Annotated in this window: 18 protein-coding genes; 16 read left to right on the top strand and 2 right to left on the bottom strand. The window is 43.8% G+C overall.

Annotation, left to right across the window (positions count from 1 at the left end; genetic code table 11):
* Positions 1 to 244: 244 nt before the first annotated feature.
* Entirely contained in the window at positions 245 to 2,266 is a 2,022-nt protein-coding gene (locus ACEN9X_RS22895; RefSeq protein WP_413667327.1) for a thioredoxin domain-containing protein, read from the top strand.
* Between the two features lie 12 nt (positions 2,267 to 2,278).
* A complete protein-coding gene (locus tag ACEN9X_RS22900; RefSeq protein ID WP_091211441.1) occupies positions 2,279 to 2,782 on the top strand; it encodes an FKBP-type peptidyl-prolyl cis-trans isomerase in 504 nt (167 codons plus the stop codon).
* Positions 2,783 to 2,912: 130 nt separating this feature from the next.
* On the opposite strand, the gene ACEN9X_RS22905 is transcribed toward ACEN9X_RS22900, so the two are convergent.
* Together ACEN9X_RS22905 and ACEN9X_RS22910 are read right to left on the bottom strand one after the other, a co-directional pair.
* On the bottom strand, positions 2,913 to 3,632 hold the full coding sequence (locus ACEN9X_RS22905) for a hypothetical protein (RefSeq protein ID WP_413667328.1): 720 nt from the start codon (positions 3,630 to 3,632) through the stop codon (positions 2,913 to 2,915).
* 68 nt (positions 3,633 to 3,700) lie between these two features.
* Positions 3,701 to 6,490: a TonB-dependent receptor domain-containing protein gene (locus ACEN9X_RS22910; protein WP_413667329.1), complete on the bottom strand. Its 2,790-nt coding sequence runs from the start codon at positions 6,488 to 6,490 to the stop codon at positions 3,701 to 3,703.
* A gap of 127 nt (positions 6,491 to 6,617) precedes the next feature.
* Between ACEN9X_RS22910 and ACEN9X_RS22915 the strand changes: the two genes are divergently transcribed.
* The 14 genes from ACEN9X_RS22915 to ACEN9X_RS22980 all read left to right on the top strand — a co-directional run bounded on the left by ACEN9X_RS22915 (position 6,618) and on the right by ACEN9X_RS22980 (position 24,435).
* Positions 6,618 to 7,184 carry an acyl-CoA thioesterase gene (locus ACEN9X_RS22915; protein WP_413667330.1) on the top strand — a complete coding sequence of 189 codons (567 nt, stop codon included), beginning with the start codon at positions 6,618 to 6,620 and terminating at the stop codon, positions 7,182 to 7,184.
* A gap of 52 nt (positions 7,185 to 7,236) precedes the next feature.
* Positions 7,237 to 9,141: an ATP-binding protein gene (locus ACEN9X_RS22920; RefSeq protein ID WP_413667331.1), complete on the top strand. Its 1,905-nt coding sequence runs from the start codon at positions 7,237 to 7,239 to the stop codon at positions 9,139 to 9,141.
* 259 nt (positions 9,142 to 9,400) lie between these two features.
* The gene (locus ACEN9X_RS22925) at positions 9,401 to 10,471 is read left to right on the top strand and encodes a fatty acid desaturase (RefSeq protein WP_413667332.1); all 1,071 of its coding nucleotides are present in this window, start codon (positions 9,401 to 9,403) and stop codon (positions 10,469 to 10,471) included.
* A 329-nt stretch (positions 10,472 to 10,800) separates the two neighbouring features.
* Positions 10,801 to 12,330, top strand: a complete 1,530-nt coding sequence (locus tag ACEN9X_RS22930) for a TolB family protein (protein WP_413667333.1) — start codon at positions 10,801 to 10,803, stop codon at positions 12,328 to 12,330.
* A 16-nt stretch (positions 12,331 to 12,346) separates the two neighbouring features.
* Positions 12,347 to 13,261 (top strand): TIM barrel protein, encoded by a 915-nt coding sequence (locus tag ACEN9X_RS22935; protein WP_413667334.1) that lies wholly within the window; start codon positions 12,347 to 12,349, stop codon positions 13,259 to 13,261.
* Between the two features lie 182 nt (positions 13,262 to 13,443).
* A complete protein-coding gene (locus tag ACEN9X_RS22940) occupies positions 13,444 to 14,055 on the top strand; it encodes a gluconate 2-dehydrogenase subunit 3 family protein (protein ID WP_413667335.1) in 612 nt (203 codons plus the stop codon).
* Between the two features lie 3 nt (positions 14,056 to 14,058).
* Positions 14,059 to 15,774: a GMC oxidoreductase gene (locus ACEN9X_RS22945; RefSeq protein ID WP_413667336.1), complete on the top strand. Its 1,716-nt coding sequence runs from the start codon at positions 14,059 to 14,061 to the stop codon at positions 15,772 to 15,774.
* Positions 15,775 to 15,939: 165 nt separating this feature from the next.
* Complete coding sequence (locus tag ACEN9X_RS22950) at positions 15,940 to 17,619, top strand: GMC oxidoreductase (RefSeq protein WP_413667337.1); 1,680 nt, start codon at positions 15,940 to 15,942, stop codon at positions 17,617 to 17,619.
* Between the two features lie 37 nt (positions 17,620 to 17,656).
* Complete coding sequence (locus ACEN9X_RS22955; protein ID WP_413667338.1) at positions 17,657 to 19,084, top strand: Gfo/Idh/MocA family protein; 1,428 nt, start codon at positions 17,657 to 17,659, stop codon at positions 19,082 to 19,084.
* A 118-nt stretch (positions 19,085 to 19,202) separates the two neighbouring features.
* A complete protein-coding gene (locus ACEN9X_RS22960) occupies positions 19,203 to 19,769 on the top strand; it encodes a gluconate 2-dehydrogenase subunit 3 family protein (protein ID WP_330858280.1) in 567 nt (188 codons plus the stop codon).
* 147 nt (positions 19,770 to 19,916) lie between these two features.
* Complete coding sequence (locus ACEN9X_RS22965; RefSeq protein ID WP_413667339.1) at positions 19,917 to 21,068, top strand: Gfo/Idh/MocA family protein; 1,152 nt, start codon at positions 19,917 to 19,919, stop codon at positions 21,066 to 21,068.
* Between the two features lie 26 nt (positions 21,069 to 21,094).
* Complete coding sequence (locus ACEN9X_RS22970) at positions 21,095 to 22,147, top strand: sugar phosphate isomerase/epimerase family protein (RefSeq protein ID WP_413667340.1); 1,053 nt, start codon at positions 21,095 to 21,097, stop codon at positions 22,145 to 22,147.
* Between the two features lie 395 nt (positions 22,148 to 22,542).
* The gene (locus ACEN9X_RS22975; RefSeq protein ID WP_413667341.1) at positions 22,543 to 23,850 is read left to right on the top strand and encodes an MFS transporter; all 1,308 of its coding nucleotides are present in this window, start codon (positions 22,543 to 22,545) and stop codon (positions 23,848 to 23,850) included.
* Positions 23,851 to 23,991: 141 nt separating this feature from the next.
* Positions 23,992 to 24,435, top strand: coding sequence for a c-type cytochrome (locus ACEN9X_RS22980; RefSeq protein ID WP_413667342.1), 444 nt, complete (start codon positions 23,992 to 23,994; stop codon positions 24,433 to 24,435).
* Positions 24,436 to 24,442 lie beyond the last annotated feature (7 nt).

Raw genomic sequence — 24,442 nt, forward strand, 5'->3', positions numbered from 1 at the left:
GGGCAAATAAAGGGAAATAATTTGTGAGTTTGATAATTTTTAGCGTTGAAATGGTTGGATATAAGAACCTCACCTAAATCCTCTCCAAAGGAGAGGACTTTGAATTGCATCATTGGTGAAGTATCAAAGTTTTTACACCCTCTCCTTTGGAGAGGGAAGGGTGAGGTTAAAACTTTTCTAAATAATTACCATTTAACTTACAGGTGCAATTATATCTGCATTTTTGCAGCAAATACACAGCTATATGAATCGTTTGGCCAACTCTACATCGCCATATTTATTACAACACGCCAATAACCCGGTTAACTGGTACCCCTGGGGCAAAGAAGCCCTTGATAAAGCCAGGGCCGAAAATAAACTGATCCTGGTTAGTATTGGTTACTCGGCCTGCCACTGGTGCCATGTAATGGAGCACGAAAGCTTTGAAGATGAAGCGGTGGCTGCCGTAATGAACGAATACTTTGTTTGTATTAAGGTGGATAGGGAAGAGCGCCCCGATGTCGACCAGATTTATATGAGTGCCGTGCAACTCATGAGCGGCAGGGGCGGCTGGCCGCTTAACTGCATCTGCCTGCCCGATCAACGGCCCATTTACGGCGGTACCTACTTCCGTAAAAACGACTGGACATCGTTACTCTTTAACCTTGCCGATTTCTACAAACAAAAGCCCGAAGAAGCTGAAGACTATGCAGTACGGCTTACCGAAGGAATCCAAAAATACGAGTCGATTGAATTTGTGGTTGCACAGGCAGAACATACCAAAGATGATCTGCAATCTATTGTAAATAACTGGAAACGGTATTTTGATAAGCAGGAGGGAGGTACCGGCAATGCACCCAAATTCCCGATGCCCAATAATTGGCTGGCTTTAATGCGCTACGCTCATTTAATGAAGGATGAAGAGATTGCCCAACAGGTAAAACTCTCCCTGCATAAAATGGCGTTCGGCGGCATTTATGACCATGTTGGCGGCGGCTTTGCCCGTTATTCGGTTGATGGGCGCTGGCATGTACCGCACTTTGAAAAAATGTTGTATGATAATGCCCAGCTTATCGGCCTGTATGCCGAGGCCTACACCTGGAAGCCGGATGAATTGTACAGGCAGGTAGTTGATGAGATCATCACTTTCAGTACCCGCGAGCTGATGTCGCCAGATTATGGGTTTTACTCGGCGCTTGACGCGGATAGCGAAGGGAAGGAAGGCAAGTTTTATATTTTTACCAAAGATGAGATCGAAGAGATCCTGGGAGATGAAGCCGGACTGTTCAGCATCTACTACAATATTACGGAGGATGGCAACTGGGAAGAGGAAGAATCGAACGTATTGTTCCGTAAGGATAGTGACGAAGAACTTGCCCAAAAGTTAGGTTTGCCGGTTGATGAATTACTTGCCAAAATAAACGCTTCAAAACAAAAAGTATTTGAAGCACGCAGCATACGTGTACGACCTGGATTGGATAACAAGATACTTGCCTCATGGAACGGCCTGATGTTAAAAGGTTTGAGTGATGCTTATCGAACGTTTAATAAATCGGCCTATCTTGAACTGGCGCTGAATAACGCCGGGTTTATTTTAAATAACCTGCTTGGTCAAAATGGCAGGCTATCACGGGTTTATAGTGCCACATCGTCGCAGGATAAATCTGTAGCATTTTTGGATGATTATGCCAATATCATCGATGGGCTTATCGCCTTATATGAAGTTACCTTTAATGAGCACTGGCTGCAGCTGGCCAAAAGCCTTACTGATACGGCTATAGCCCACTATTATGACGAAACAAAGGGTATTTTCTTTTTCACGGCCGACGATGATGAGCAGCTGATTGCCCGTAAATCTGAAATTATGGATGGGGTGATCCCGGCCTCCAATTCGGTTATGGCAAGGGTGCTTAAAAAGTTAGGCTTGCTTTTTGATAACGAAAGCTACGTTGAGGTTTCGGCTCAATTGTTACGCAATGTAATGCCACAGCTGGCAAAGTATGGTTCGGCCTATTCAAACTGGGTGATGCTTTTGGTGGATGAAGTATTTGGTATAAACGAAATTGCGATAACAGGTACCGAAGCCGAAGCTTTCAGAAAGGAAATGGAAAATAATTACATCCCCAATAAAATTATGTTGGGTGGTAATACAGGAAGTTTACCTTTGCTGCAGGATAAGTTTGGTGCATCAACACAAATTTTCATTTGTAAAGATAAAACCTGCGGATTACCTGCTAATAACCCGGCCGACGCCCTTAATGAAGTTGAAGCCAGATTTTACAACTAAAAACAATTTACAATGAAGATTGCACCTCAGCACGTAGTATCATTAACCTACGATTTGTACGTAGACCGCGAAAACACCGGTACCGAAACTTTGGTAGAAAGTACCACCCAGGAACAGCCGCTTACCTTTTTATTTGGTGCCGGTCAGATGTTGCCTAAATTTGAAGAAAACCTGAGCACACTTTCAACCGGTGATACTTACGAGTTTCGCTTATCTCCTGAAGATGCTTACGGTGTATATGATGAAGAAGCTGTAGCCAACCTGCCTAAAGAAATGTTCCAGGGAACTGAAATTCCTGAAATTGGCAGCATTTTGCCTTTACAGGATAACCAGGGCCACCGTTTCCAGGCTATGGTAGTTTCAATTGCCGAAGATGCCGTTATTGTTGACCTTAACCACCCAATGGCTGGCCAGGAACTGCATTTTAAAGGTAATATCCTTAACGTGCGCCCTGCAACCCCTGAAGAATTATCACACGGCCACGCACATGGTCCGGATGGTCATCACCACCATTAAACCCCACCCAAACCCTCCCCTAAAGGGAGAGTGCTTTAAATAAAAAAGGTTCGCTTTAAGTGAACCTTTTTTATTTAAAGTATGCAAGGAAAGTCTCCCCTTTAGGGGAGATTTAGAGGGGTTGAGGTGCTCAATAAAACTCCAACCCTCCGTCATTCCTGAAACCGCATTTGATCACTACCCGGCAGCTAACTGCTTGGCCGTTTACAGTAGCTGGTACAAATATCTTGTCGGCAGGGTCGGGTACGTCGATGCTCATATTAAAGGTTTTTTCGTACGAGCCGCTATATACATGTACCTTGAATGATGCAAGCCTTCCTAACGGACTAATAAGCAATTCTACAGCGCCAAATGATACATTGGGATTAAGGTTCATTAATTCCGGCGGAAGCTTAAAGAGGTTGAGATAGGGAAGATATCCAAAAAATCTGCCGCCTACTTTAAGCGGCTTGGTTGTTTTTGCCGTATCATTAAGTTTTACATCAACAAAATACTGCAGATTGGAGGTACTGTCTTCAGGCGCTTCATAGGTGATCTGGTTGGTCCTGTAGTCGAAATTTTGTACCAGGTGCCCGCGGTTATCAAAAAAGTGCCAAACGCCAGTTCGCTTATCATTATCGTAATAGCCACTGGCCAGGGCATAGTTTTTTTGATACAACGCCTGGTATAGCCCCTGCCTGATACCCCTGTTAACTTTTAGCACGTTAAACCGTTCAATTACCGAATCGGTGAGGCGATGTTTTACAACCACAGTTTCGGGGCTGTTTTTTGCGGCGGCAGCATCTTTGGTTTGTGCAAACGCACAGCCGATAAATAGTATCGATATAAAGGTTAAAATAAGCTTTCTCAATGCAGGGATATAGATTGTTGTAAATATATAACAGCGGTTAACGTATCTCCAAAAAAACGGGATACAAATTATCCCCTGCCTCCACGACGCCCGCCGCCACCTCCGCCGAAACCGCGCCCGCCACCGTTACGCCCTCCTTGCGGACGACTGCCCGTAAATTTTTGGAGCCGGAGTGTAAAGCTCAGCATAAAATACCTGCCCAGGCGGTTAGTGCGCGTATCAATTATCTGGTTTCCAACCGCTGTACGGGTGATGCCTTTGTTTTCGTCAAAAATGTCAAAGGCCTGGAACCGGAGCGAAGCAATATGCTTGTTTAAAAACTGGTATTCAAGATAACTGCTCAGCAGGGTAGGGTTGGCCTTAACAGTACTGCTGAAGCCGTGATTGATGGTTTGGGTTAAACTATAACCAAGCACCCAGCTGTAAAAAAAGTAATTGCGGCCATCCAGTCCCAGTGTCCAGGTTTGGGCATCGGTATTTAATGAGGATGGCAGGCTGTAACGGGTGGTATTAATGCTGTAATTTGCGCTGATCTCACTGTCCATAATGCTGTCAAGGTCAACCCGGAGTTTAGCCCCCTGGTTAAGTACCCAGTTTTTACCCTCGTTGCGTTGATTCTCTATAAATGATATGTTGTTATTATAGCTGGCGCCGCCATTTAATGATACAGTGTACTTACGCTCGGCAAAAGGTTTGGAAAAGGAATAATTGCCGTTTACATTATAAACGCCATTGGTGTTAATATAACGGGTTTCCTGTATGGTGTTATTGCCTTTGGTGGTTTGGGTATTAGCACTAACCGGCGATGAGTTGGTAACTATTGCATCCTGTGTTTCGGCAAATGATAAATTGGTAAACAGTGAATTGCCGCTTGCAATATCGAATTGATTGTACCTTACATTGAAGCTATTGGTAAAGGACGGTTTCAAATCCGGGTTACCATAAACCCTGTTTTGAGGGTCGGAATAATCTGGCTGAAGCTGTAACTGACTAAACGACGGCTGTGCATTTGATCCGCTGTAATTGAATGAGAATGAATGGTTTTTTGAAAAATTATAGATAAACCTTGCCGTTGGGATAATATTAAAAGTAGATGTAGTGGTATGGAAATTATGTGATTCGCCATCGAGCTTTGAAGGCTGAACCGCCAATCCCAATGTGTAATTATACTTAGGTTGTACCCCCCGAAGGTTTAACCCGATGCGGTTGGTGATAAACTGATAGTTATACAACGTACTTAAGGAGTCGACATAAGTTTGATTACCCGTTACAGGATCAACCCGGTAATTGTAGCGGTTATTATCGGTATTGGAATAATTGTAGCTGTAATTGCTTTCCAGGTAAGTTGTTTTACCAATAGGTTCGATATATGAAAAGTGAAGGCTTACTTTTTGAGATTGATTATCGGAGTTAACCTGCTGAAACAGGGGCGTTACTACGGTATCAGCCCGGGTGGTATACTTATCGTTAAGTTCCTGATCGTTTTTAGAATAGCTTACATTGGCGTTAACGCTAAAATTGCGCCCTTTTTTATGGAACTTGTGGTTGTAAAGCACATTAAGGCTGCCGGTTTGTGATGAGTTGTTGGTTAAAGCCAGTTCATTACCTGTAACTAAATTTTCATTACGGGTATTGCTGAAGGTATCGGTACTCATGTTTTCAGCAGTAGCGTACGAAAACCCCGGGTTTATTTTGATATAGTTGGATGTGTCTATTTTGTATTCGATATTGAAATCAAACCTGTGGTTAATACCGTGATTATGGTTAGTGCTGTTATCCATATTGATGATATTGCCCGATTGATAAAGGTTTTGTTGCAGGGTTGTGCTATTGATATCCCTGTCTTTATCTGCAAAACTGTAGCTGCCATACACCGTTACTTTTTTGCTCCAGTCATCGCGGTAATTGGTGCCTATTGAGCGGTTAGTAGTGATGCCATTAGCAGTACTTACCCCTCCGCCACTGCCGCCGCCTCCACCGCCTCCACGCCCGGCGCGACCGCCACCGCCGCCGCTGCTGCCAATGTTGAACGTATTGGTGTTGTTGTTATTCCATGTGCCGATGAGCGCCAGCTGCCTTGCATCATAAAATGAATTGGCCGACAGGCGGGCCTGGTACCGATCGTCATTACCAACACCCACGCTTCCCTGGCCAAAGTTGCCTTTGCTTTTTCCTTTTTGTATGGTAATGTTCAGGATCTTATCCGGATCACCTGTTTTAATGCCGGTTAAATTGGCCTGGTCGCCATAGTCGTCAATCACCTGTATATTTTCTACGATATCAGCAGGCAGGTTTTGGGTGGCTGTTTGCACATCGCCGGTAAAATAATCCTTGCCGTTTACCCGCACCTTGGTAACCTGTTTGCCATGTGCGGTTACATTGCCATCCTTATCAACGCTTACGCCCGGCAGTTTTTTAAGCAGGTCCTCTACGGGTGATCCTTCTCTTACTTTATAGGCGCTGGCTTTGTATTCGACGGTGTCTTCTTTTATGGTGATGGGGATCACAGCCGAAACCACTACCGTGTTTAGCATATTGGTTTGAACTTTTACTTTAATAGGATCAAGCTTAATAGGCTTGGTATCATTATCCATTACATAACGGCGTGTAAAAGGCTGATAGCCTATACCGCTGATGGTAAGTTTAAAGTTTTTGGATACAACGGCAGGGAAAAAGAATACCCCTGCGGTACTGGTTGCTACTACTGCACTATCTTTATCGGATATCAGTTTTACGGTAATGCCGGGTACCGCGCCCACACTGTCAATCACAGTTCCGTGTACCTCACGGGACTGTTGGGCATAGGCCGTTGATAAAAAAAGAATGCCAATAAACGCAAGCAGTAAGTGTTTTTTCATAGTTTAGGGTCAATTTAGGTTATTGACCGTTAAAGTTTAATGAAGGTTTAATCATTTAATCCTGTGTAATACTAATGTTGCATAAATTGTATTTTAGTGCATAACCTTATACTATCTTAACATCATTATGAGCACTTTATCCGATATCGACGGCTATAAAAGCGTAGCCTTTTCACAAGCCACCATTACCGAACTGATGATCCCTTCATACTCCAATTTCGGCGGAAAAATTCACGGAGGGATCTTGCTTTCACTAATGGATAAAGTAGCCTATGTATGCGCCGCCAAACATGCGGGCAACTATTGCGTTACCGCGTCTATCGACACAGTAGATTTTTTACAGCCTGTAGAAGTAGGGGAGCTGGTGTCGCTAATGGCATCGGTAAACTATGTAGGCAATACCTCACTGGTGGTGGGCATTAGGGTAATATCTGAAAATATCAAAAATCACTCGGTAAAACATACCAATACCAGCTATTTTACCATGGTGGCAAAAGACGAGTTTAACAAGCCAGCCAAAGTGCCCGGCCTGGTACTGGAAAACCGGGAGCAGGTAAGGCGGTTTATCGAAGCCCGCCGCCGTAAAGAAATAAAACAAAGCTATATGAAAGAAGTTGAGCAGATTCAAATGCCTGATAATTATGAACATTGCATTGAACTGTTGCAGGGCGAGCGCTGCCTGGTTGCCGGATAGCTATTGTCCATATTAAGTTTATTATTAGATTGCAGTCCGAAACTGTTTGCGAATGACGAGGCCCGTAGGTTTATTATTGCTGTTGTTGATGCATGGTGGTATGTATGCCCAAAAAGCAAGCGGAACTGATCCCCAAAAATCGCAGTCATTAATCAAAACTATTGATAGCCTTAACAGGGTTATCGAAAATATCTACGTTGGCGCTCCTCATGAGGCAAGGGCAATGGCCGAGCATGCTTTACTGCTTTCGGAAAAAATAAAATATAACGAAGGTACCGGTAGTGCCTTTTTGAATTTGGGGCACGTATATTGGTCACAATCCTATTATCCTATCAGTTTGTTTTATTTCAATTCGGCTTTAACCTATCTGCCCAAAAGCAACCCCCTGATACTTGCTCACTGTTATAGTTCAATAGGCCGCGCTTACACCGATTTGCAGAATTATGGCAAGGCTTTAAAAAATTTAGACATAGCTGCCCGGTTTGCAGGCCATGATCCCGAAATGCTGGCCGAGGTTTACAACGAACGTTCATTTGTTTATGCAAAGCTTAAACAATATGATAAGGGGATAGCCCTCGCAAAGTTCGCCATGCGGCTTAGCCGCACTATAAATGACCAGCCCGCTATTTGCATATTGTATAGCCGGCTTGCCAACGCTTACCGGTTAAAGGGGCAGTATAAGCAGGCAATTGCTTATTCGGATACCGCTTTGCATATGAGTTACTTTGTTAACAACAAGCGCTTAAGGGCTATATCATTTATTGAGCAAGCCACTATTTATAATCTGGTAAATCAGTACGATAAAGCAATTGAACTTTCTAAAAAAGGCGCAGTGTTATCAGATAGCATAGGGATTATGGATGGCATATCATCTGCATACAAAACTATAGCTCACAGCTTTGAGCAAAAGCATGATCTGGTGCAATCGCTGGCTTACCAAAAGAAATATACAGCAGCACTTGATAGTCTTAATGCTACCAATAAGCGTAAAAATACCGAGCTGATCCAAAGCTATTTTGAACTTAACAGTCGCCTAACTGCTATTGCGGCAGTTGAGCAAAAAGCTAAGGAATATCGCGGAAAAATCCATCTGCAGAAAACGATTATCATTACCCTGCTTATTGCGCTGTTGGTTGTGATACTGGCTTTATCCGTTACCTACTATCATTATAAGCAAAAAAGGGTTTTAACCAACCGGATGCGTAAACAGCATAAGGCCCTGCTGATTCAGAAAGAACTGATAGAAGAACAATCTTCAAACCTGGCCAGCATCAACAGCCTTAAAGATAAGTTGCTGGCTGTTATAGGGCATGACCTCCGTACGCCTATTGCCAACCTGCACTCTATATTACGCTTGTATAATACCAATGTTTTAACTGATACAGAGGTACAAAGCCTGATGAAGGAGATTGAACCGGTAGTACAGGGTGCCGAATTAACACTTTTAAACCTGCTTGAATGGGCGGGGAGCCAAATCAAAGGTATTAATCATGAGCCATCGGCAGTTGATATTTATCTGATTGGTGTTGAAATGGAGCGGATCTTCAGCTACCTTTTTCAGCAAAAAGATATCCGGTTTGAAAACAGGGCCTTACCCGGAATATGTGTGCATGCCGACGAAAGGCATATCAAAGTAGTTTTAAGCAATCTGGTTAGCAATGCCATTAAGTTTACTGGCGACAAGGGAATAATCACTTTATCAACTCTTAATGGTCAAAACTCCCTTAAAATTAATATTGCGGATACCGGCAAGGGAATTCCTGCTGAAAAGCTTCAACACTTATTTAGCCTCAATACCAAATATTCAGCAACAGGTACCTCCGGCGAAAAAGGGACAGGCATTGGCTTGTTTTTATGTAAGGAGCTTATTGAGTTTAACGGCGGCAGTCTTTGGGTAAACTCGGAAGTAAATAAAGGCAGCACCTTTAGTTTTAGCCTTCCTTTGGTAACGGATTAACCTTTCCTCAAAAATTATTCCTATTTAAAATCTGTGGGTTTGCTACATGATTAATGCTTATTAAGTAATATCTGTAGGGTATTTGCTTTTGTAATTTCCTATAAAGAAATTTAATTATTTTGAAAAAGTTTTAATCATTTGTTGGGTACTTTAAATCTTTTTCTGTCGTTAATACGTATAAGCAATAAGTAATTTTTACTATATTGTGACAAAATAGACAGATATTTCCTACTCTTTAAACTAACCACCCCAAAACTTAATGGCATTTTTAAACACTGTGCTCGAACCACCTGCATATGGTTGGACAGATGAACTTGGCAATCTCTCAAAACCCACCAACAAGCAAATTGTAAAGGAATTTTTTAAAAGGCTCAACGTATTCAGCAATAAAAAGAACTGGCTTTCATTTTTAAGCTGGTCGCTGGTTGTGGCTTTGGTGCCATTTTTAGGCCTGTTCATTTTTAAATATTTCAGCATCACAGGGCTTATCGTTGCCTTTGTATATAGCATGATCATTATGGGGACCCATGGCACTATCTGGCACCATAGGTATTGTACGCATGGCGCATATACTTTTAAAAATAAATTCTGGCGTTTTTTTACCCAAAATCTTACGCTTAAAATTATTCCTGAAGAGATTTACGCGGTATCACACCACGTGCACCACGCTTTATCTGATCAGCCTGGCGACCCGTACAACGCACAAGGTGGTTTTATGTATTGCTTTCTGGCCGATGTTAACCACCAGCCTATAGCCCGCAACATGGACGAGGCCTGCTATAAAAAATGTGTTAACCTGATGAAGCATACCGGGGTAACCACCAATACTTACAAGCAGTATCAAAAATGGGGCACCTTGGCTAATCCAACGCGTACCATAGTTGGTATTATACTCAACTGGGGCTTTTGGTTTGCGGCTTTCTACCTGTTAGGCGGCCCGGCGCTTGCCTGTGCAGTATTTGGTTCGGCGGGGATCTGGGCAGTTGGCGTACGTACATTTAATTACGAAGGTCACGGCAAAGGAAAAGACATGCGCCGTGATGGTATCGACCATAACCGCGAGGATATGTCGATCAACCAATTATGGCCGGGTTATGTTGCAGGCGAATGGCATAATAACCACCACCTGTATCCTAAAAGTGCCCGTTCAGGCTTTAAACCATACCAGTTTGACCTGGCCTGGTGCTATATTAAAATGATGAGTATGCTGGGTGCGGTAAGCTCATACCGGGATTCCAAAGCTGATTTTTTGAAGGAGTATTGTACGCCTGTTCCTGTTATTGTACCTGTGGCGATACCCGTTAACGAGATATTGGCCGAGGCGGAGTAAGCTGCTTTATAATATTATATATGGAAAGCCATAGCGGGATGATTGCTATGGCCTTTTTGTATTTTGAAATTCCCGTTTCCCTTAGCCGTTGTTGGTGTTGTCACCAACAACTCTGCTCCAAGCCAGCGAGGTTCAGCGTTACCTGCCAGGTTGTTGTTGGTGACAACACCAACAACGGCTTAAATCTCCACTCCGTGTTAAAATTACACTTTGTAAAAATCTGGTTATATGTTAAAAAAGTGGAGAATTGTTAAAATAGTACTATCTTAATTGCGAATTGATTATATACCTTAGTGAACCGATTATAGTGTACACTAAACACCAAACCAATGCGCTGTAAAATATTAAACGTTGTGTTATGCATGGCTTGCGTTGCCTTGTTTTCATTTCGGGTTAAGGCTCAGGGACCGGGAATTTTTGACGGGCAAACCGATGTAGGTACAGTTAAACATGCGGGTAGCGGGGTATATGACCCCAAACTGCAGCAGTATACCCTAACCGGTTCGGGCCAAAACATCTGGGCTACGCATGATGACTTCCATTTTGTGTGGAAGAAAATGAAAGGCGATTTCATCCTTCGCACCAACGCAGCTTTTATAGGTAAAGGCGTTGAGGCCCACCGCAAGGTAGGTTTAATGGTGCGTGCCACGCTCGATTCAAACTCAAAACATATCAATGCGGTTGTGCATGGCGATGGTTTAACTTCATTGCAATACCGTAAAACTGTAAGTGGAATCACTGAGGAAAAGAAAGCATCCATCACCGCCGCCGATGTGATCCAGTTGGAGCGTAAAGGCAATACCTACACCATGTCGGTAGCACGTAAAGGTGATTTGTTTGTGAGTGAAGAAGTTACCGATCTTGATTTAGGCGACGACGTGTATGTTGGCATCTTCATCTGTTCGCACAATGCTGATGTTACCGAGAAAGCGGTATTTAACAATACACGTATTGTTACACCAGCCCCGGCTACGCTTGTGCCGTATAAACAGTATTTAGGCAGTGCGATTGAACTGCTCGACCTGGAGAGTCGGAACGCTACTGTGATTTATCAGTCGCCAAAATCGATCCAGGCGCCAAACTGGATGCTTGATGGGAAATCGCTTATTTATAACAGCGAAGGCTCGCTTTATAAATTTGATCTTAAATCGCATACGCCAACAGTACTCAATACAGGCATCGCTAAGAACAATAATAATGATCATGTGCTTTCCTTTGATGGCAAAATGCTGGCCATTAGCAGTGGTGATGGTGGCCCTTCAATTGGGTACACTGTGTCATCAGCAGGGGGGGAGGCAACCCGGGTAACACAAACCGGGCACGGTGCAAGCTATATGCATGGCTGGTCGCCCGATAAAAAGTATATTGTTTTTTGCGGCGAACGCAATAAGGAATTTGATGTGTACCGCATCCCGGCGAACGGTGGTCCCGAAGAGCGTCTCACCAATACCCCCGGGCTTGATGACGGGCCTGAATATTCGCCCGATGGTAAGTATATTTACTTCAACTCGGTACGTAGCGGCCTCATGCAGGTTTGGCGTATGAAAGCCGACGGCAGTGAGCAAACACAGCTTACTAACGATGATTATAATAACTGGTTTCCGCATATTTCGCCGGATGGCAAATGGATAGTTTACATCACATTCCTGAAAAGCGAAGTATCTCCCGGCGATCATCCATTTTATAAACATGTATATTTACGGGTAATGCCAATTGAAGGCGGTCCGTCAAAAGTAGTTGCTTACCTATACGGCGGGCAGGGTACTATCAACACCCCGTCATGGGCGCCGGATAGCAAGCATCTTGCTTTTGTAAGTAATTCCGATTTATTGTTTCCTGTATTCCCGATAGCAAAATAACCTTAAACATATAACCATGTATACATCACGCAGATCATTTTTAAAAACCGGTGCAATGGCAGTAGCCGGAGCGGCTTTGCTTCATGATAGTTTATTTGCAGCAACTGACAATAAACTAAAGCGCGTAGGGGTGCAGCTTTATAGTGTACGCGATGCCATGAAAGCCGATCCGCAGGGAACGCTTAAAAAGATTGCTGATGCGGGTTATGCACATGTGGAGCATGCTAATTATATCGACAGGAAATTTTACGGCTATACTGCTAAAGAATTTAAAAAGGTCCTGGCCGACCTTGACCTGAAAATGCCAAGCGGCCATACCGTAATGACACCTCAGCACTGGGATGCATCTAAAAATGATTTTACCGATGCCTGGAAATATACCATTGAGGATGCAGCCACCATGGGGCAAAAATTTGTGATAAGTCCATGGCTTGACGAAAAGGTACGCACCGACACCGATGCCCTGAAACGTACAATGGAGCAGTTTAACAAGTGTGGTGAACTTTGTAAGCAATCGTCAATGATGTTTGGTTATCATAACCACAATTTTGAGATCAGTACCAAAGTAGGTGATATCACGCTTTATGATTATATCATTCAAAATACCGATCCGGCTTTGGTTGCTCAGCAAATTGACATCGGCAACATGTTCAGCACCGGCGGTATGGCGTTAGAGTTTATTAATAAGTATCCCGGCAGGTTCCAGTCAATGCACGTAAAAGACGAAATTAAGGTGCCGCCACATAATGGCGATGACACCGAAAGTACAATTTTAGGTAAAGGGATACTGCCCGTTAAAGATATTGTAAAGGCTGGTGCAAAAAAAGGAGGCACCTCGTTATTTATTATTGAGCAGGAATCATACCAGGGGATGGACCCAATCGATTGTGTAAAAATTGATTTACAAATCATGAAAAAATGGGGTTATTAAGAGTATAAAGCTATCTTACGCTCTCGTGAATATTTAATTCCCCGGCCTTTAATTTTAGATTGTAATTATTAAGTTTGGGAACACGTTATAAATCATAAAAAGCCTCATCCTTTATCTGTTCAATAGACTAAAAATAGTATGGCAGATAAAATGGGCTTCGCTAAAACAATTTAGTTTAAACAATGGACCGGCGTACCGTCATTAAAAACCTGGCTTTGATCATAGGAGGAGCGGCATTGCTCCCGGCCTGTTCACAGGATAAAACAAAGTCGAAGGTTGCACTCAAAAATATCGACATCACTGCCAATCAGGAGCAGTTGATAGGTGATGTTTCGGAAACTATTATTCCTAAAACAACAACGCCGGGCGCTAAAGACCTGCAGCTGCATTTATTTGTACTGAAAATGCTGGATGATTGCTATAAAAAAGAAGATCAGCAGGCATTTGTAACCGGTATGGAACATTTTGCAGATCAGTCTCAAAAATTATATAGTAAAACGTTTGACCAGCTGGATACCAAAACCCGGGAGGCATTTTTACTGGATATAGAAAAGGAAGGTAAAGCGGAAGAAGCGGCTGCACAGAAAAGCGGCGACAAGAAGGATGCTGCACCGGCCACTCCGCCGGCAGGGAAATATTCGCCCGAGCTTAAAAAGTTTTACAGCATAGTAAAAAGGCAAACCATAAACGGTTACACCAATTCAAAATATTTTATGACCAACATAGTGGTATATGAGCTTGTGCCGGGCAGGTACAATGCACATTTCCCTTATAAACAAAAGCAAGCAGTATAAGTAATGGCTAATTTAAATATCGACAGCGTTAAGGAACGCACTTTCGACGCGATAGTAATTGGCTCGGGTATGAGCGGGGGATGGGCTGCTAAGGAGTTTACAGATAAAGGGTTGAAAACGCTGATATTGGAGCGGGGCCGCGATGTAAAACACATAAAAGACTATCCCACTACCAATATGTACCCCTGGGAGTTTGAGCACCGCGGCGAATTGCCGATGGCTGTTCAGGAGGCCAACCCAATAGTGAACCGCTGCTATGCATTTGGAGAAAGCGCGGCACACTTTTTTGTAAAAGATGCTGAGCACCCGTATATACAGGATAAACCCTTCGATTGGATCCGCGGTTACCAGGTTGGCGGTAAATCCCTGCTATGGGCACGCCAAACCCAACGCTGGAGTGACTTTGATTTTGAAGGCCCTGCCCGTGATGGTTTCGCTGTTGACTGGCCTATTCGTTATAAGGATATTGCCCCATGGTATAGTTATGTAGAGAAATTTGCGGGTATTTCCGGTAACCGGGATGGTATTGCCGAATTGCCGGATGGTGAGTTTCTGCCCGCATTTCCGTTAAACACTGTTGAGGAATATTTTAGAGATCACGTAAAAAGTAAATATAAAAACAGGTATGTGATCAGTGCGCGTTGTGCGCATTTGTCAACCCCTAAACAGATTCACTTAGATCAGGGTAGGGTACAATGCCAAAGACGTACTATCTGCGAGCGTGGTTGCCCGTTTGGTGGATATTTCAGCGCGAATGCTACTACAATTCCATGGGCGTTAAAATCAGGCCACGCTACGTTAAGGCCTTTCTCGGTGGTTGAATCCATTATTTATGACGACAAGCTTGGCAAAGCAACCGGCGTAAGGGTTATTGATACCAATACCAAAGAAGCTATTGAGTATTACGCCAAAGTAATCTTTGTGAATGCAGCAGCGTTAAATACCAACCTGATATTGCTTAACTCCAAATCGCACCGCTTCCCTAATGGCCTCGGCAACGACAGTGGTGTGTTGGGTAAATATGTTGCCTTCCATAATTATTCGGCCCATATTGGTGCCGAGTATGATGGCGCTAAAGAATGGACAACCGATGGCCGTAACCCTGCCGGCGGTGGTTACATTCCCCGGTTCAGGAACGTATATAAACAGGAAACTGACTTTTTACGCGGCTATGCATCGGGCTTTAGTGCTTATCGTTATCCGCAGCGCAGCTGGGATGGCGTAGGCAGCAGCCTGAAAGAAAACCTGGCTAATAAAGAGCTTGGCCCATGGCACGTAGGTTCGCACATGATGGGCGAAACCATCCCGAAGGAAAGCAATTTTGTAAGCCTGGATGATAAGCAAAAAGATGCCTGGGGCGTGCCTTTATTAAAGATGAACGTTGATTACGACGATAACGATGAAAAGATGAAGAAGGATTATATAGAGCAGCTAACCGAAATGTTTAGCAGCGCCGGCTTTACTAATATTAAAGCCAGTACCGATAAACGCGCCCCCGGTTTGGATATCCACGAAATGGGCGGTGCACGCATGGGTAATGATCCTAAAACATCCATATTGAACAAATGGAACCAGGTGCATAGCGTTAAGAACGTATTTGTTACTGATGGCGCCAGCATGACCTCAACCTCATGCCAAAACCCATCATTAACCTATATGGCCTTTACCGCACGTGCTGCTGATTACGCCATGAGCGAGATGAAGAAGGGGAATATTTAGCCCCCCAACCCCCTAAAGGGGATGTAAAAGCAGCTCCCCCTTTAGGGGGCCGGGGGGCGACCTATGTGTAAAAAAAACACAATGTAATTTTGCAAAATGAATTTTATTCATACATTTAACCAGATAACCAAGTACTAAACAAATTAAACTAATCATATTATTCGTATGTCTGCAAACACTTATGACGCAATAGTCATTGGCTCAGGAATTTCAGGCGGGTGGGCTGCCAAAGAACTAACACAAAAGGGTTTGAAAACCATCATGCTTGAGCGTGGTCGTAATATCGAGCATATTAAAGATTACGTAAATGCAACCAAAGATCCATGGGAATTTCCGCATAGAGGCGGTCGTACCCAAAAAATGATTGAGGATTACCCGGTTCTTAAGCGCGACTATCCGTTAAATGAAACAAACCTTGACTATTGGGCAAGTGATAAAGACAGCCCATACACCGAGATCAAAAGGTTCGACTGGTTTCGTGGTTATCACGTAGGCGGTCGTTCACTAATGTGGGGACGCCAGTCATACCGCTGGGCTGATGTTGACTTTGAAGCCAACTTGAAAGATGGTATAGCTGTGGATTGGCCTATCCGTTATAAAGATATCGCTCCATGGTATAGTTATGCCGAGCAATTTGCCGGTATCTCTGGTAATAAAGATGGTTTACCAATTCTTCCTGATGGCGATTTTATGCCGCCAATGGAAATGAACGTGGTTGAAAAAGACGTTTCAAAACGCCTTAAAGAATTCTATAAAGAAGCACGTCACATGATCATTGGCCGTACGGCCAATATCACTGTGCCGCATAACAACCGTACCAACTGCCAGTACCGTAATAAATGCTGGTTAGGTTGTCCGTTCGGTGCTTATTTCAGCACACAATCGGCTACTTTGCCTGCGGCTATGGCTACCGGCAATTTAACGGTGCGTCCATGGTCTATCGTTACCAAAATATTGTACGATAAGGACACCAAGAAAGCTAAAGGTGTAGAAGTACTGGATGCTGAAACCAACAAAACTTATGAATACTTCGCTAAGATCGTATTCGTAAACGCTTCAACCATAAACTCGGCCTGGATCCTGATGAACTCAGCAACCGACGTATGGGAAGGCGGCTTAGGTAGCAGCAGCGGCGAGTTGGGCCACAACCTGATGGACCACCACCTTAATGTTAGTGCTTATGGCAGAATTGAAGGGTATGAGGACAAATATTATTTCGGTCGCCGTGCAAATGGTTTCTATATCCCACGCTATCGTAACCTTAACGGCGAAAAGCGTGATTACATCCGCGGTTTCGGTTATCAGGGTTCGGCAAGCCGCGAAGGCTGGAGCCGCGACATTGCCGAACTGAATATCGGTGGTGCATTTAAGGATGCATTGACTGAGCCAGGTTCATGGCATATAGGTATGGGCGCTTTCGGCGAAACATTACCTTACCACGACAATAAGGTTACTATCGACAAAACCAAAAAAGATAAATGGGGCTTACCAGTTGTTGCCATTGATGCCGAATTAAAAGCAAACGAGCTGAAAATGCGTATCGATATGGAAAAAGACGGCAAAGAAATGCTTGAAGCAATTGGGGCTAAAGATGTTCAAACTTCCAGCACTAATCCGTTCCTTGGTCGTGGTATTCACGAAATGGGTACTGCACGTATGGGCCGCGATCCAAAAACTTCAGTATTGAATGAGTGGAACCAGGTTTGGGATGCTAAAAACGTATTTGTTACCGATGGATCATGTATGACATCGGCAGCATGCCAAAACCCTTCGCTTACTTATATGGCATTAACTGCACGTGCTGCCAATCATGCTGTTGAGATACTTAAAAAAGGCGAAATTTAATCTGCATCACATAAAAACAACCTAATAAGAACAACCTATGACTGAAGAAAAGGACAAAACCCCAAACCCGTCGAGACGGCAATTTATCAAAAGCAGCGCTATTGCAGCCGCTGGTTTTATGATAGTTCCACGCCATGTTTTGGGCGGTAAGGGTTTTATAGCTCCAAGCGACAAGTTATTGATTGCCGGCGTAGGCGCCGGTGGTAAAGGCCAAAGCGATATTGCTAACTTTTACAAAAGCGGTAAAGCCGAAATCGCTTTCCTGTGCGATGTGGACGACCGCAGAGCGGCCAAATCACGCGGCGATTTCCCTAAAGCAAAGTATTATAAAGACTGGCGCGAAATGTTTGATAAAGAACACAAACATTTTGATGCCGTTTCGGTTTCAACTCCCGATCATAACCACGCTATCATCACATACAATGCGATGCAGTTAAACAAGCACGTTTATGTTCAGAAGCCATTAACCCATGATATTTGGGAAGCGCGTTTGTTAACAGAGGCTGCAAAAAAATACAAAGTGGTAACACAAATGGGTAACCAGGGTTCATCAAATGATGGTACCCGTTTACTTTCAGAATGGTATGATGCCGACCTGATTGGTGATGTGCATACCGTTTACTGCTGGACAAACCGCCCGGTTTGGCCGCAAGGTATTGCATGGCCACCGCCACAGCCAAACATCCCTAAAGAGTTGGATTGGGACCTGTGGTTAGGTACTGCGCCTAAAAAAGATTACGTTGATAAACTGGTTCCATTTAACTGGCGTGGTTGGTGGGATTACGGCACAGGTGCCCTTGGCGATATGGGCTGCCACCTGGTTGAAGCTCCTTTCCGCGTATTGGGTATCCAGTATGCAAAAGATGTTCAGGCCAGCGTTGGCAGTGTTTATGTAGATGAGTTTAAAGAAGGCCATTTCCCTGAAAGCTGCCCTCCGTCAAGCCACATCACATTGACATTCCCTAAAACTAATAAAACAAAAGGCGACGTTACCCTGCACTGGATGGACGGTGGTATCCAGCCTGAAAGACCTATCGAATTGTTAGCAAGTGAAAACTTCGGCGGCGAAGAAGGCAACGGTACTTTGTTCATCGGTACAAAAGGAAAAATGTACGCAAGTACTTATTCTGATGCGCCTACGTTATTACCAAAATCGCTTACCAAAGATGCGAAAGCTCCGCAAAAATGGGCACGTGTACCGGGCGGCGCCAATGGTCACTATGCGCAGTGGGTTGAAGGCTGTATTGCCGGTTACGGTAAAACAGAACTAAGCTCATCGTTTGATAAGGCTGGTCCGCTTACGGAGGCTTTATTGATGGCTAACCTTGCGGTGCGTGGTCATGAGCTTAACGGCGGCAGGGTAAAATTAGTTTGGGATAACCAGGCTATGAAAGTTACCAACTTTGATGCAGTTAACCAATATATAAAGCGCGATTACCGCGAAGGTTTCGTATTAAAAGCGTAATTTAGGAATACGTGATTAGTTGGGAAAAGAGTTACGAAGTTTTTAAACTTCGTAACTCTGGTAAACACTAATTCACTAACCCAACTAATTCACTAATTCATTAAATCAATAATTAAACATGAATAGAAGAGAAGCGATAGGCAGGGTAGGTTTGATCCTTGGCGGTACCATCATCGGCGCCGAGTTCTTCATCTCCGGATGTAAACCATCTTCGCCGAAAGTAAACGACCTTTTTACACAGGATGATGTGGCCCTGATGGATGAAATTGGCGAAACCATTTTGCCTGCAACTTCAACCCCGGGTGCTAAAGCAGCCGAAATTGGTAAGTTTATGACGGTAATGGTACAGGATTGCTACACTGCCGATGATCAGAAAATTTTCACTAAAGGCCTTAAGGACCTGAATGATGCAAGCGACAAAAAATATGGTAAAAAGTTTTTGGAGGCTACTCCTGAACAGCGTACCGAACTATTAACCGCGCTTGACAAAGAACAAAAAGAATATACCAAAACCAAAAAGCCCGAAGATCCTAACCATTACTTCAGGATGCTGAAAGAATTAACCCTGTTGGGTTTCTTCACTTCAAAGCCGGGTGCTACACAGGCATTACGTTATATTGCCGTTCCGGGCAAGTACGACGGCAACCTGCCATACAAAAAAGGCGATAAAGCCTGGGCAACCTAAAAAATTGCAATATCAATTGATCATATCTTTGGTGATTACCCCAATGAATTTATTGTCAAAAACAGCATTATAATGTAATGCTGTTTTTGACGTATACAATCGATTGAGAAGCCTTTAATCAAAAAACATCAACCCCAACAAAAACAAATGAAATTAAGATTAGGAATGATTGGCGGCGGACAAGGTGCCTTTATTGGTGCTGTACACCGCATAGCCGCCCGTATTGATGGCGAATATGAACTGGTTTGCGGCGCTTTTAGCAGTAATGCCGAAAAATCGCAAGCCAGCGGCCTTTTGCTGGGCTTACCTGCAAGCCGCTCATACAGCTCATACCAGGAACTAATTGAAAAAGAAAAACAAATGCCCGAAGACGAGCGTGTACAGGTGATCAGTATTGTAACGCCAAACCATGTGCATTTTGCCCCAACCAAAATGGCGCTTGAGAATGGCTTCCATGTGGTGCTTGATAAGCCCATGACCTTTTCGCTTGAAGAAGCTAAAGAACTGGAAAAAGTGGTTAAGGCATCGGGTAAACTGTTTTGCCTTACGCATACTTATACCGGTTACCCTATGGTTAAGGAAGCTAAACAATTGATCAAAGCAGGCGCCATAGGCACTGTTAAAAAGGTTTATGTTGAGTATCCACAGGGATGGTTAAGCACATTTTTAGAAGGAGAAGATAATAAGCAGGCTTCATGGCGTACCGATCCGGGTAAAAGCGGTATTGCAGGTGCTATGGGCGATATAGGTACACACGCCTTTAACCTGGCCGAGTACGTTACAGGTTTAGAGGTGACAAAAATTTGTGCTGATATCAACATTGTAGTTCCTGGCCGCAAGCTGGACGACGATGGCGCTGCCTTATTGAAATTCAACAACGGTGCAAGCGGTGTGCTTACTGCTACCCAGATTGCTGCCGGCGAAGAAAATAATGTGAAGATCAGGGTGTATGGTGAAAAAGGTGGTTTGGAATGGCACCAGAGTGATGCTAATTCATTAACTGTGATGTACACCGATAAACCGGCTGAGATTTGGCGTACTGGCGGTGGTTATACCAGCTCATTTGCTCAGCATAACACACGTACACCAGCTGGTCACCCGGAAGGTTATCTGGAAGCATTTGCCAATCTGTACCGCAACTTTGCTTTAACGGTTAAAGCCGGTTTGGAAGGTAAAGAAGCTACTCCTGAAGAACTGGATTTCCCGGGTATTGAACAAGGCGTTCGCGGAATGGCCTTTATCGAAAATGTGATAGCATCAGGTAAATCGGACCTTAAATGGACTGATTTCACTATTTAATTTACCATCTACTTAAAATAAAAAACATGACTACTATAAAAGGACCTGCCATATTTATAGCACAATTTATAGGAGACGCGGCACCATTTAACAGCCTTGAATCTATTTGTCAATGGGCAGCTGGCCTGGGTTATAAAGGCGTGCAGTTGCCAACAAATGATGCCCGTTTCATTGATCTGCAAAAAGCTGCCGAAAGCAAAACTTATGCCGATGAAATCAAAGGTATAGTAAATGCTGCCGGTTTGGAAATTACCGAACTATCAACTCACTTGCAAGGTCAGCTGGTTGCTGTAAACCCGGTTTATGATGCACTGTTTGATGGTTTCGCACCTGAACATCTGCGCGGTAACCCGGCCGAAAGACAAAAATGGGCTGTACAGCAGTTAAAATATGCAGCACAAGCTTCAAAAAATTTAGGTTTAAATGCTTCGGTAACTTTTAGTGGTGCGCTGCTTTGGCCTATGGTATACCCATGGCCTCAACGCCCTGCCGGTATAGTCGAAACTGCTTTTGGCGAATTAGCTAAACGCTGGACACCGATTTTGGATGTTTACGAAGAAAACGGCATCGACCTTTGCTACGAGATCCATCCGGGCGAAGACCTGCATGACGGTATCACTTACGAGATGTTCCTTGATCATGTAAAAGGCCACAAACGTGCTAATTTACTGTATGATCCGTCGCATTTTGTATTGCAATGCCTGGATTACCTGGAATATATCGACCTCTATCATGAACGTATCAAAATGTTCCATGTTAAGGATGCTGAGTTTAACCCAACCGGGCGTCAGGGTGTTTACGGAGGCTACCAAAACTGGGTTAACCGTGCCGGCCGTTTCCGTTCATTGGGCGATGGACAGGTTGATTTTAAATCGATATTCAGTAAATTAACGCAATATGATTACAAAGGATGGGCTGTGCTTGAATGGGAATGTGCACTTAAACATCCTGAAGACGGCGCAAGAGAAGGCGCCCCGTTCATCAGAGATCATATTATCCGTGTAACAGAACGTGCTTTTGACGATTTCGCAGCGTCAGGCTCTGATGATGCTTTCAATAGGAAAACATTGGGAATATAATTTTTTGATTTCGGAATTCGGATTTTTGATTTCGGATTTAATCAATGATTTAGAATTTTAAAAAACGTCATGCTAAACTTGTTTCGGCATGACAATAGGGTCTAAGACTTACGAAGTTTTTAAAACTTCGTAAGTCTGGATTTGCAACTTGCTGTCCCCGTCTCGCGCCCGTTTCTAATGAGCGCGTAAGGTGACTTCGTGTTTGTAACGCGAGTGGCGATACAATCGCCAAACCATATTAAGCATTCATTACAAATGAGCGCAAGGAGTATGAATAACCCGCCGGCAAAGAGGGATTTGCAAAGCGGGCAAATACAAAGCTGATGTAATTCGGCAAAACGCATTTTGATAAACCAATTAACCCAATTATCATATAAACCTAAAGTAATTTGAAAATGCAAACTATTAACCGTGCACAGCTATTCAGGGCAAGCTGCCTGTCATTGCTGGTAACTTCATTGTCATTCGGTATCCGTGCCGGGATCCTGAGCGACCAGGGTGTAAGATTCCACCTGAACGCTTCACAATTAGGCACTATCGCGGCAACCGCCTTCTGGGGATTTCCGCTGGCTATTATTATCGGGGGCTTTATTGTTGATATCATCGGTATGAAAAAACTATTGGTATCAGCTTTCGTATTTCACCTGGTAGGGATTTTGCTTACCATTTTTGCCAATGGCTATTGGACGTTGTTCCTCTCTACTTTAATGATAGGGATTGCCAACGGCACTGTTGAAGCTTCCTGCAACCCGCTGGTAGCGTCATTGTTTACCGATAATAAAACAACCAAGCTTAACCACTTTCACCTTTGGTTTCCTGCAGGGATTGTAATTGGTACCTTAATCGTATTTGGGCTGGATACTGCGTTGGCCCATGGCGTATCGCCTAAACCATACTGGATCTCACAGGTAGAGATAGCGTTGATGCTGATCCCTACCATAGCCTATGGTTATTTGTTTTCGAAACTGGATTTCCCGGTTACGGAGCGTGTATCGGCAGGTGTTAGTACCGAGGATATGTATAAAGCATTGATCAACCCACTGTTTCTGTTCATGATTATTTGCATGTTCGGTACAGCTATTACCGAGTTGTTCACCAACCAATGGACAGACGTTTTGTTCAAAACGGTTACGGATAATGCTATCCTTATCTTAACTTTCGTTGCTTCGGTACAGGTATTGGGCCGTGCGTTTGCAAGTCCGATTGTACATCGTTTGGCTCCGCAGGGTGTATTGCTGATCTCTGCGATATTATCGGCATTGGGTATTTACCTGATGGTGCATTTGCACGGCGATGCTATTTATTTTGCAGCGGTGGTTTTTGGCCTTGGTGTAGCTTTCTTTTGGCCATGTATGATAGGTTTTGTGGCCGAAAACCTGCCGCGTACAGGTGCCGTGGGTTTAAACCTGATGGGGGGCGCCGGTATGTTCGGGGTATCCATTTATATGATGTTCATGGGCGGTTTTTATGACAAGATCATGGTTTCGAAATTACCGGCAGGGGCAAGTTTGGATGCTTACCGCTCTGCGCCGGCGGGCTCGGACATGGCTAAGGCATTTGATGCTGCGCGATCTGCAGCGGGCCCGGAAGTGTTGAATACAACGCTGATTATCCCGGTTGCATTAATCGTAGCATTTGTGGGGCTGGTAATTTACATGCGTTCACGTAAAAAAACCGCTTCATTAGGCGCTATATCGGTTTAATAGGGTTTTAATTATGATAAAAAGTTGTAATTTTCGCCTGATTAACCAACCCAATTAAAATTACATGATGAAAAACAGCAGGGGCTTTGTTAAGGAACAGATTTTCTGTTAGGTTATCATCATAAACCACAATTAATCTTTATGAAAAAAGTATTCGTTATTCTTTGTATCAGTGCGGCATTTGCTGCCTGTGGCGGAAATTCATCAAAAAACACCGGTGGCAGCGACAGCACTAACGGTGCCAATCAATCAGCTAAAGCTGCCGATGCTAATGCTGATACTGTAGTAGCAAAAACCGGTACCGAATCGGCAGGTGGTTCTGCAGGTTCATCAGCCGGCGAAAAATTAATGGCTTCGTTAGATTGCAGCACCTGTCATAAAGTTGACACCAAAGTTATTGGCCCTGCATTTGAAGATGTGGCTAAAAAATATGATGCTTCAGAGGCTAATATCGATATGCTTGCTAAAAAGATCATTGCCGGCGGCAGCGGTAACTGGGGTAACATTGCTATGACTCCACACCCTTCATTGCCTGAAAGCGACGCTAAAGAAATTGTAAAGTACATTTTATCACTAAAAAAATAATAAAATT

Source organism: Mucilaginibacter sp. Mucisp86, assembly GCF_047324315.1.
Taxonomy (GTDB): domain Bacteria; phylum Bacteroidota; class Bacteroidia; order Sphingobacteriales; family Sphingobacteriaceae; genus Mucilaginibacter.

Bases quoted from the DNA above. Each gene is read 5' to 3' on its own strand.
- ACEN9X_RS22930 (WP_413667333.1), top strand. From the start codon at position 10,801: ATGCGCTGTAAAATATTAAACGTTGTGTTATGCATGGCTTGCGTTGCC.
- ACEN9X_RS22955 (WP_413667338.1), top strand. From the start codon at position 17,657: ATGACTGAAGAAAAGGACAAAACCCCAAACCCGTCGAGACGGCAATTT.
- ACEN9X_RS22925 (WP_413667332.1), top strand. From the start codon at position 9,401: ATGGCATTTTTAAACACTGTGCTCGAACCACCTGCATATGGTTGGACA.
- ACEN9X_RS22920 (WP_413667331.1), top strand. From the start codon at position 7,237: ATGACGAGGCCCGTAGGTTTATTATTGCTGTTGTTGATGCATGGTGGT.
- ACEN9X_RS22940 (WP_413667335.1), top strand. From the start codon at position 13,444: ATGGACCGGCGTACCGTCATTAAAAACCTGGCTTTGATCATAGGAGGA.
- ACEN9X_RS22945 (WP_413667336.1), top strand. From the start codon at position 14,059: ATGGCTAATTTAAATATCGACAGCGTTAAGGAACGCACTTTCGACGCG.
- ACEN9X_RS22980 (WP_413667342.1), top strand. From the start codon at position 23,992: ATGAAAAAAGTATTCGTTATTCTTTGTATCAGTGCGGCATTTGCTGCC.
- ACEN9X_RS22910 (WP_413667329.1), bottom strand. From the start codon at position 6,490: ATGAAAAAACACTTACTGCTTGCGTTTATTGGCATTCTTTTTTTATCA.
- ACEN9X_RS22970 (WP_413667340.1), top strand. From the start codon at position 21,095: ATGACTACTATAAAAGGACCTGCCATATTTATAGCACAATTTATAGGA.
- ACEN9X_RS22950 (WP_413667337.1), top strand. From the start codon at position 15,940: ATGTCTGCAAACACTTATGACGCAATAGTCATTGGCTCAGGAATTTCA.
- ACEN9X_RS22895 (WP_413667327.1), top strand. From the start codon at position 245: ATGAATCGTTTGGCCAACTCTACATCGCCATATTTATTACAACACGCC.
- ACEN9X_RS22935 (WP_413667334.1), top strand. From the start codon at position 12,347: ATGTATACATCACGCAGATCATTTTTAAAAACCGGTGCAATGGCAGTA.
- ACEN9X_RS22965 (WP_413667339.1), top strand. From the start codon at position 19,917: ATGAAATTAAGATTAGGAATGATTGGCGGCGGACAAGGTGCCTTTATT.
- ACEN9X_RS22960 (WP_330858280.1), top strand. From the start codon at position 19,203: ATGAATAGAAGAGAAGCGATAGGCAGGGTAGGTTTGATCCTTGGCGGT.
- ACEN9X_RS22915 (WP_413667330.1), top strand. From the start codon at position 6,618: ATGAGCACTTTATCCGATATCGACGGCTATAAAAGCGTAGCCTTTTCA.
- ACEN9X_RS22900 (WP_091211441.1), top strand. From the start codon at position 2,279: ATGAAGATTGCACCTCAGCACGTAGTATCATTAACCTACGATTTGTAC.
- ACEN9X_RS22975 (WP_413667341.1), top strand. From the start codon at position 22,543: ATGCAAACTATTAACCGTGCACAGCTATTCAGGGCAAGCTGCCTGTCA.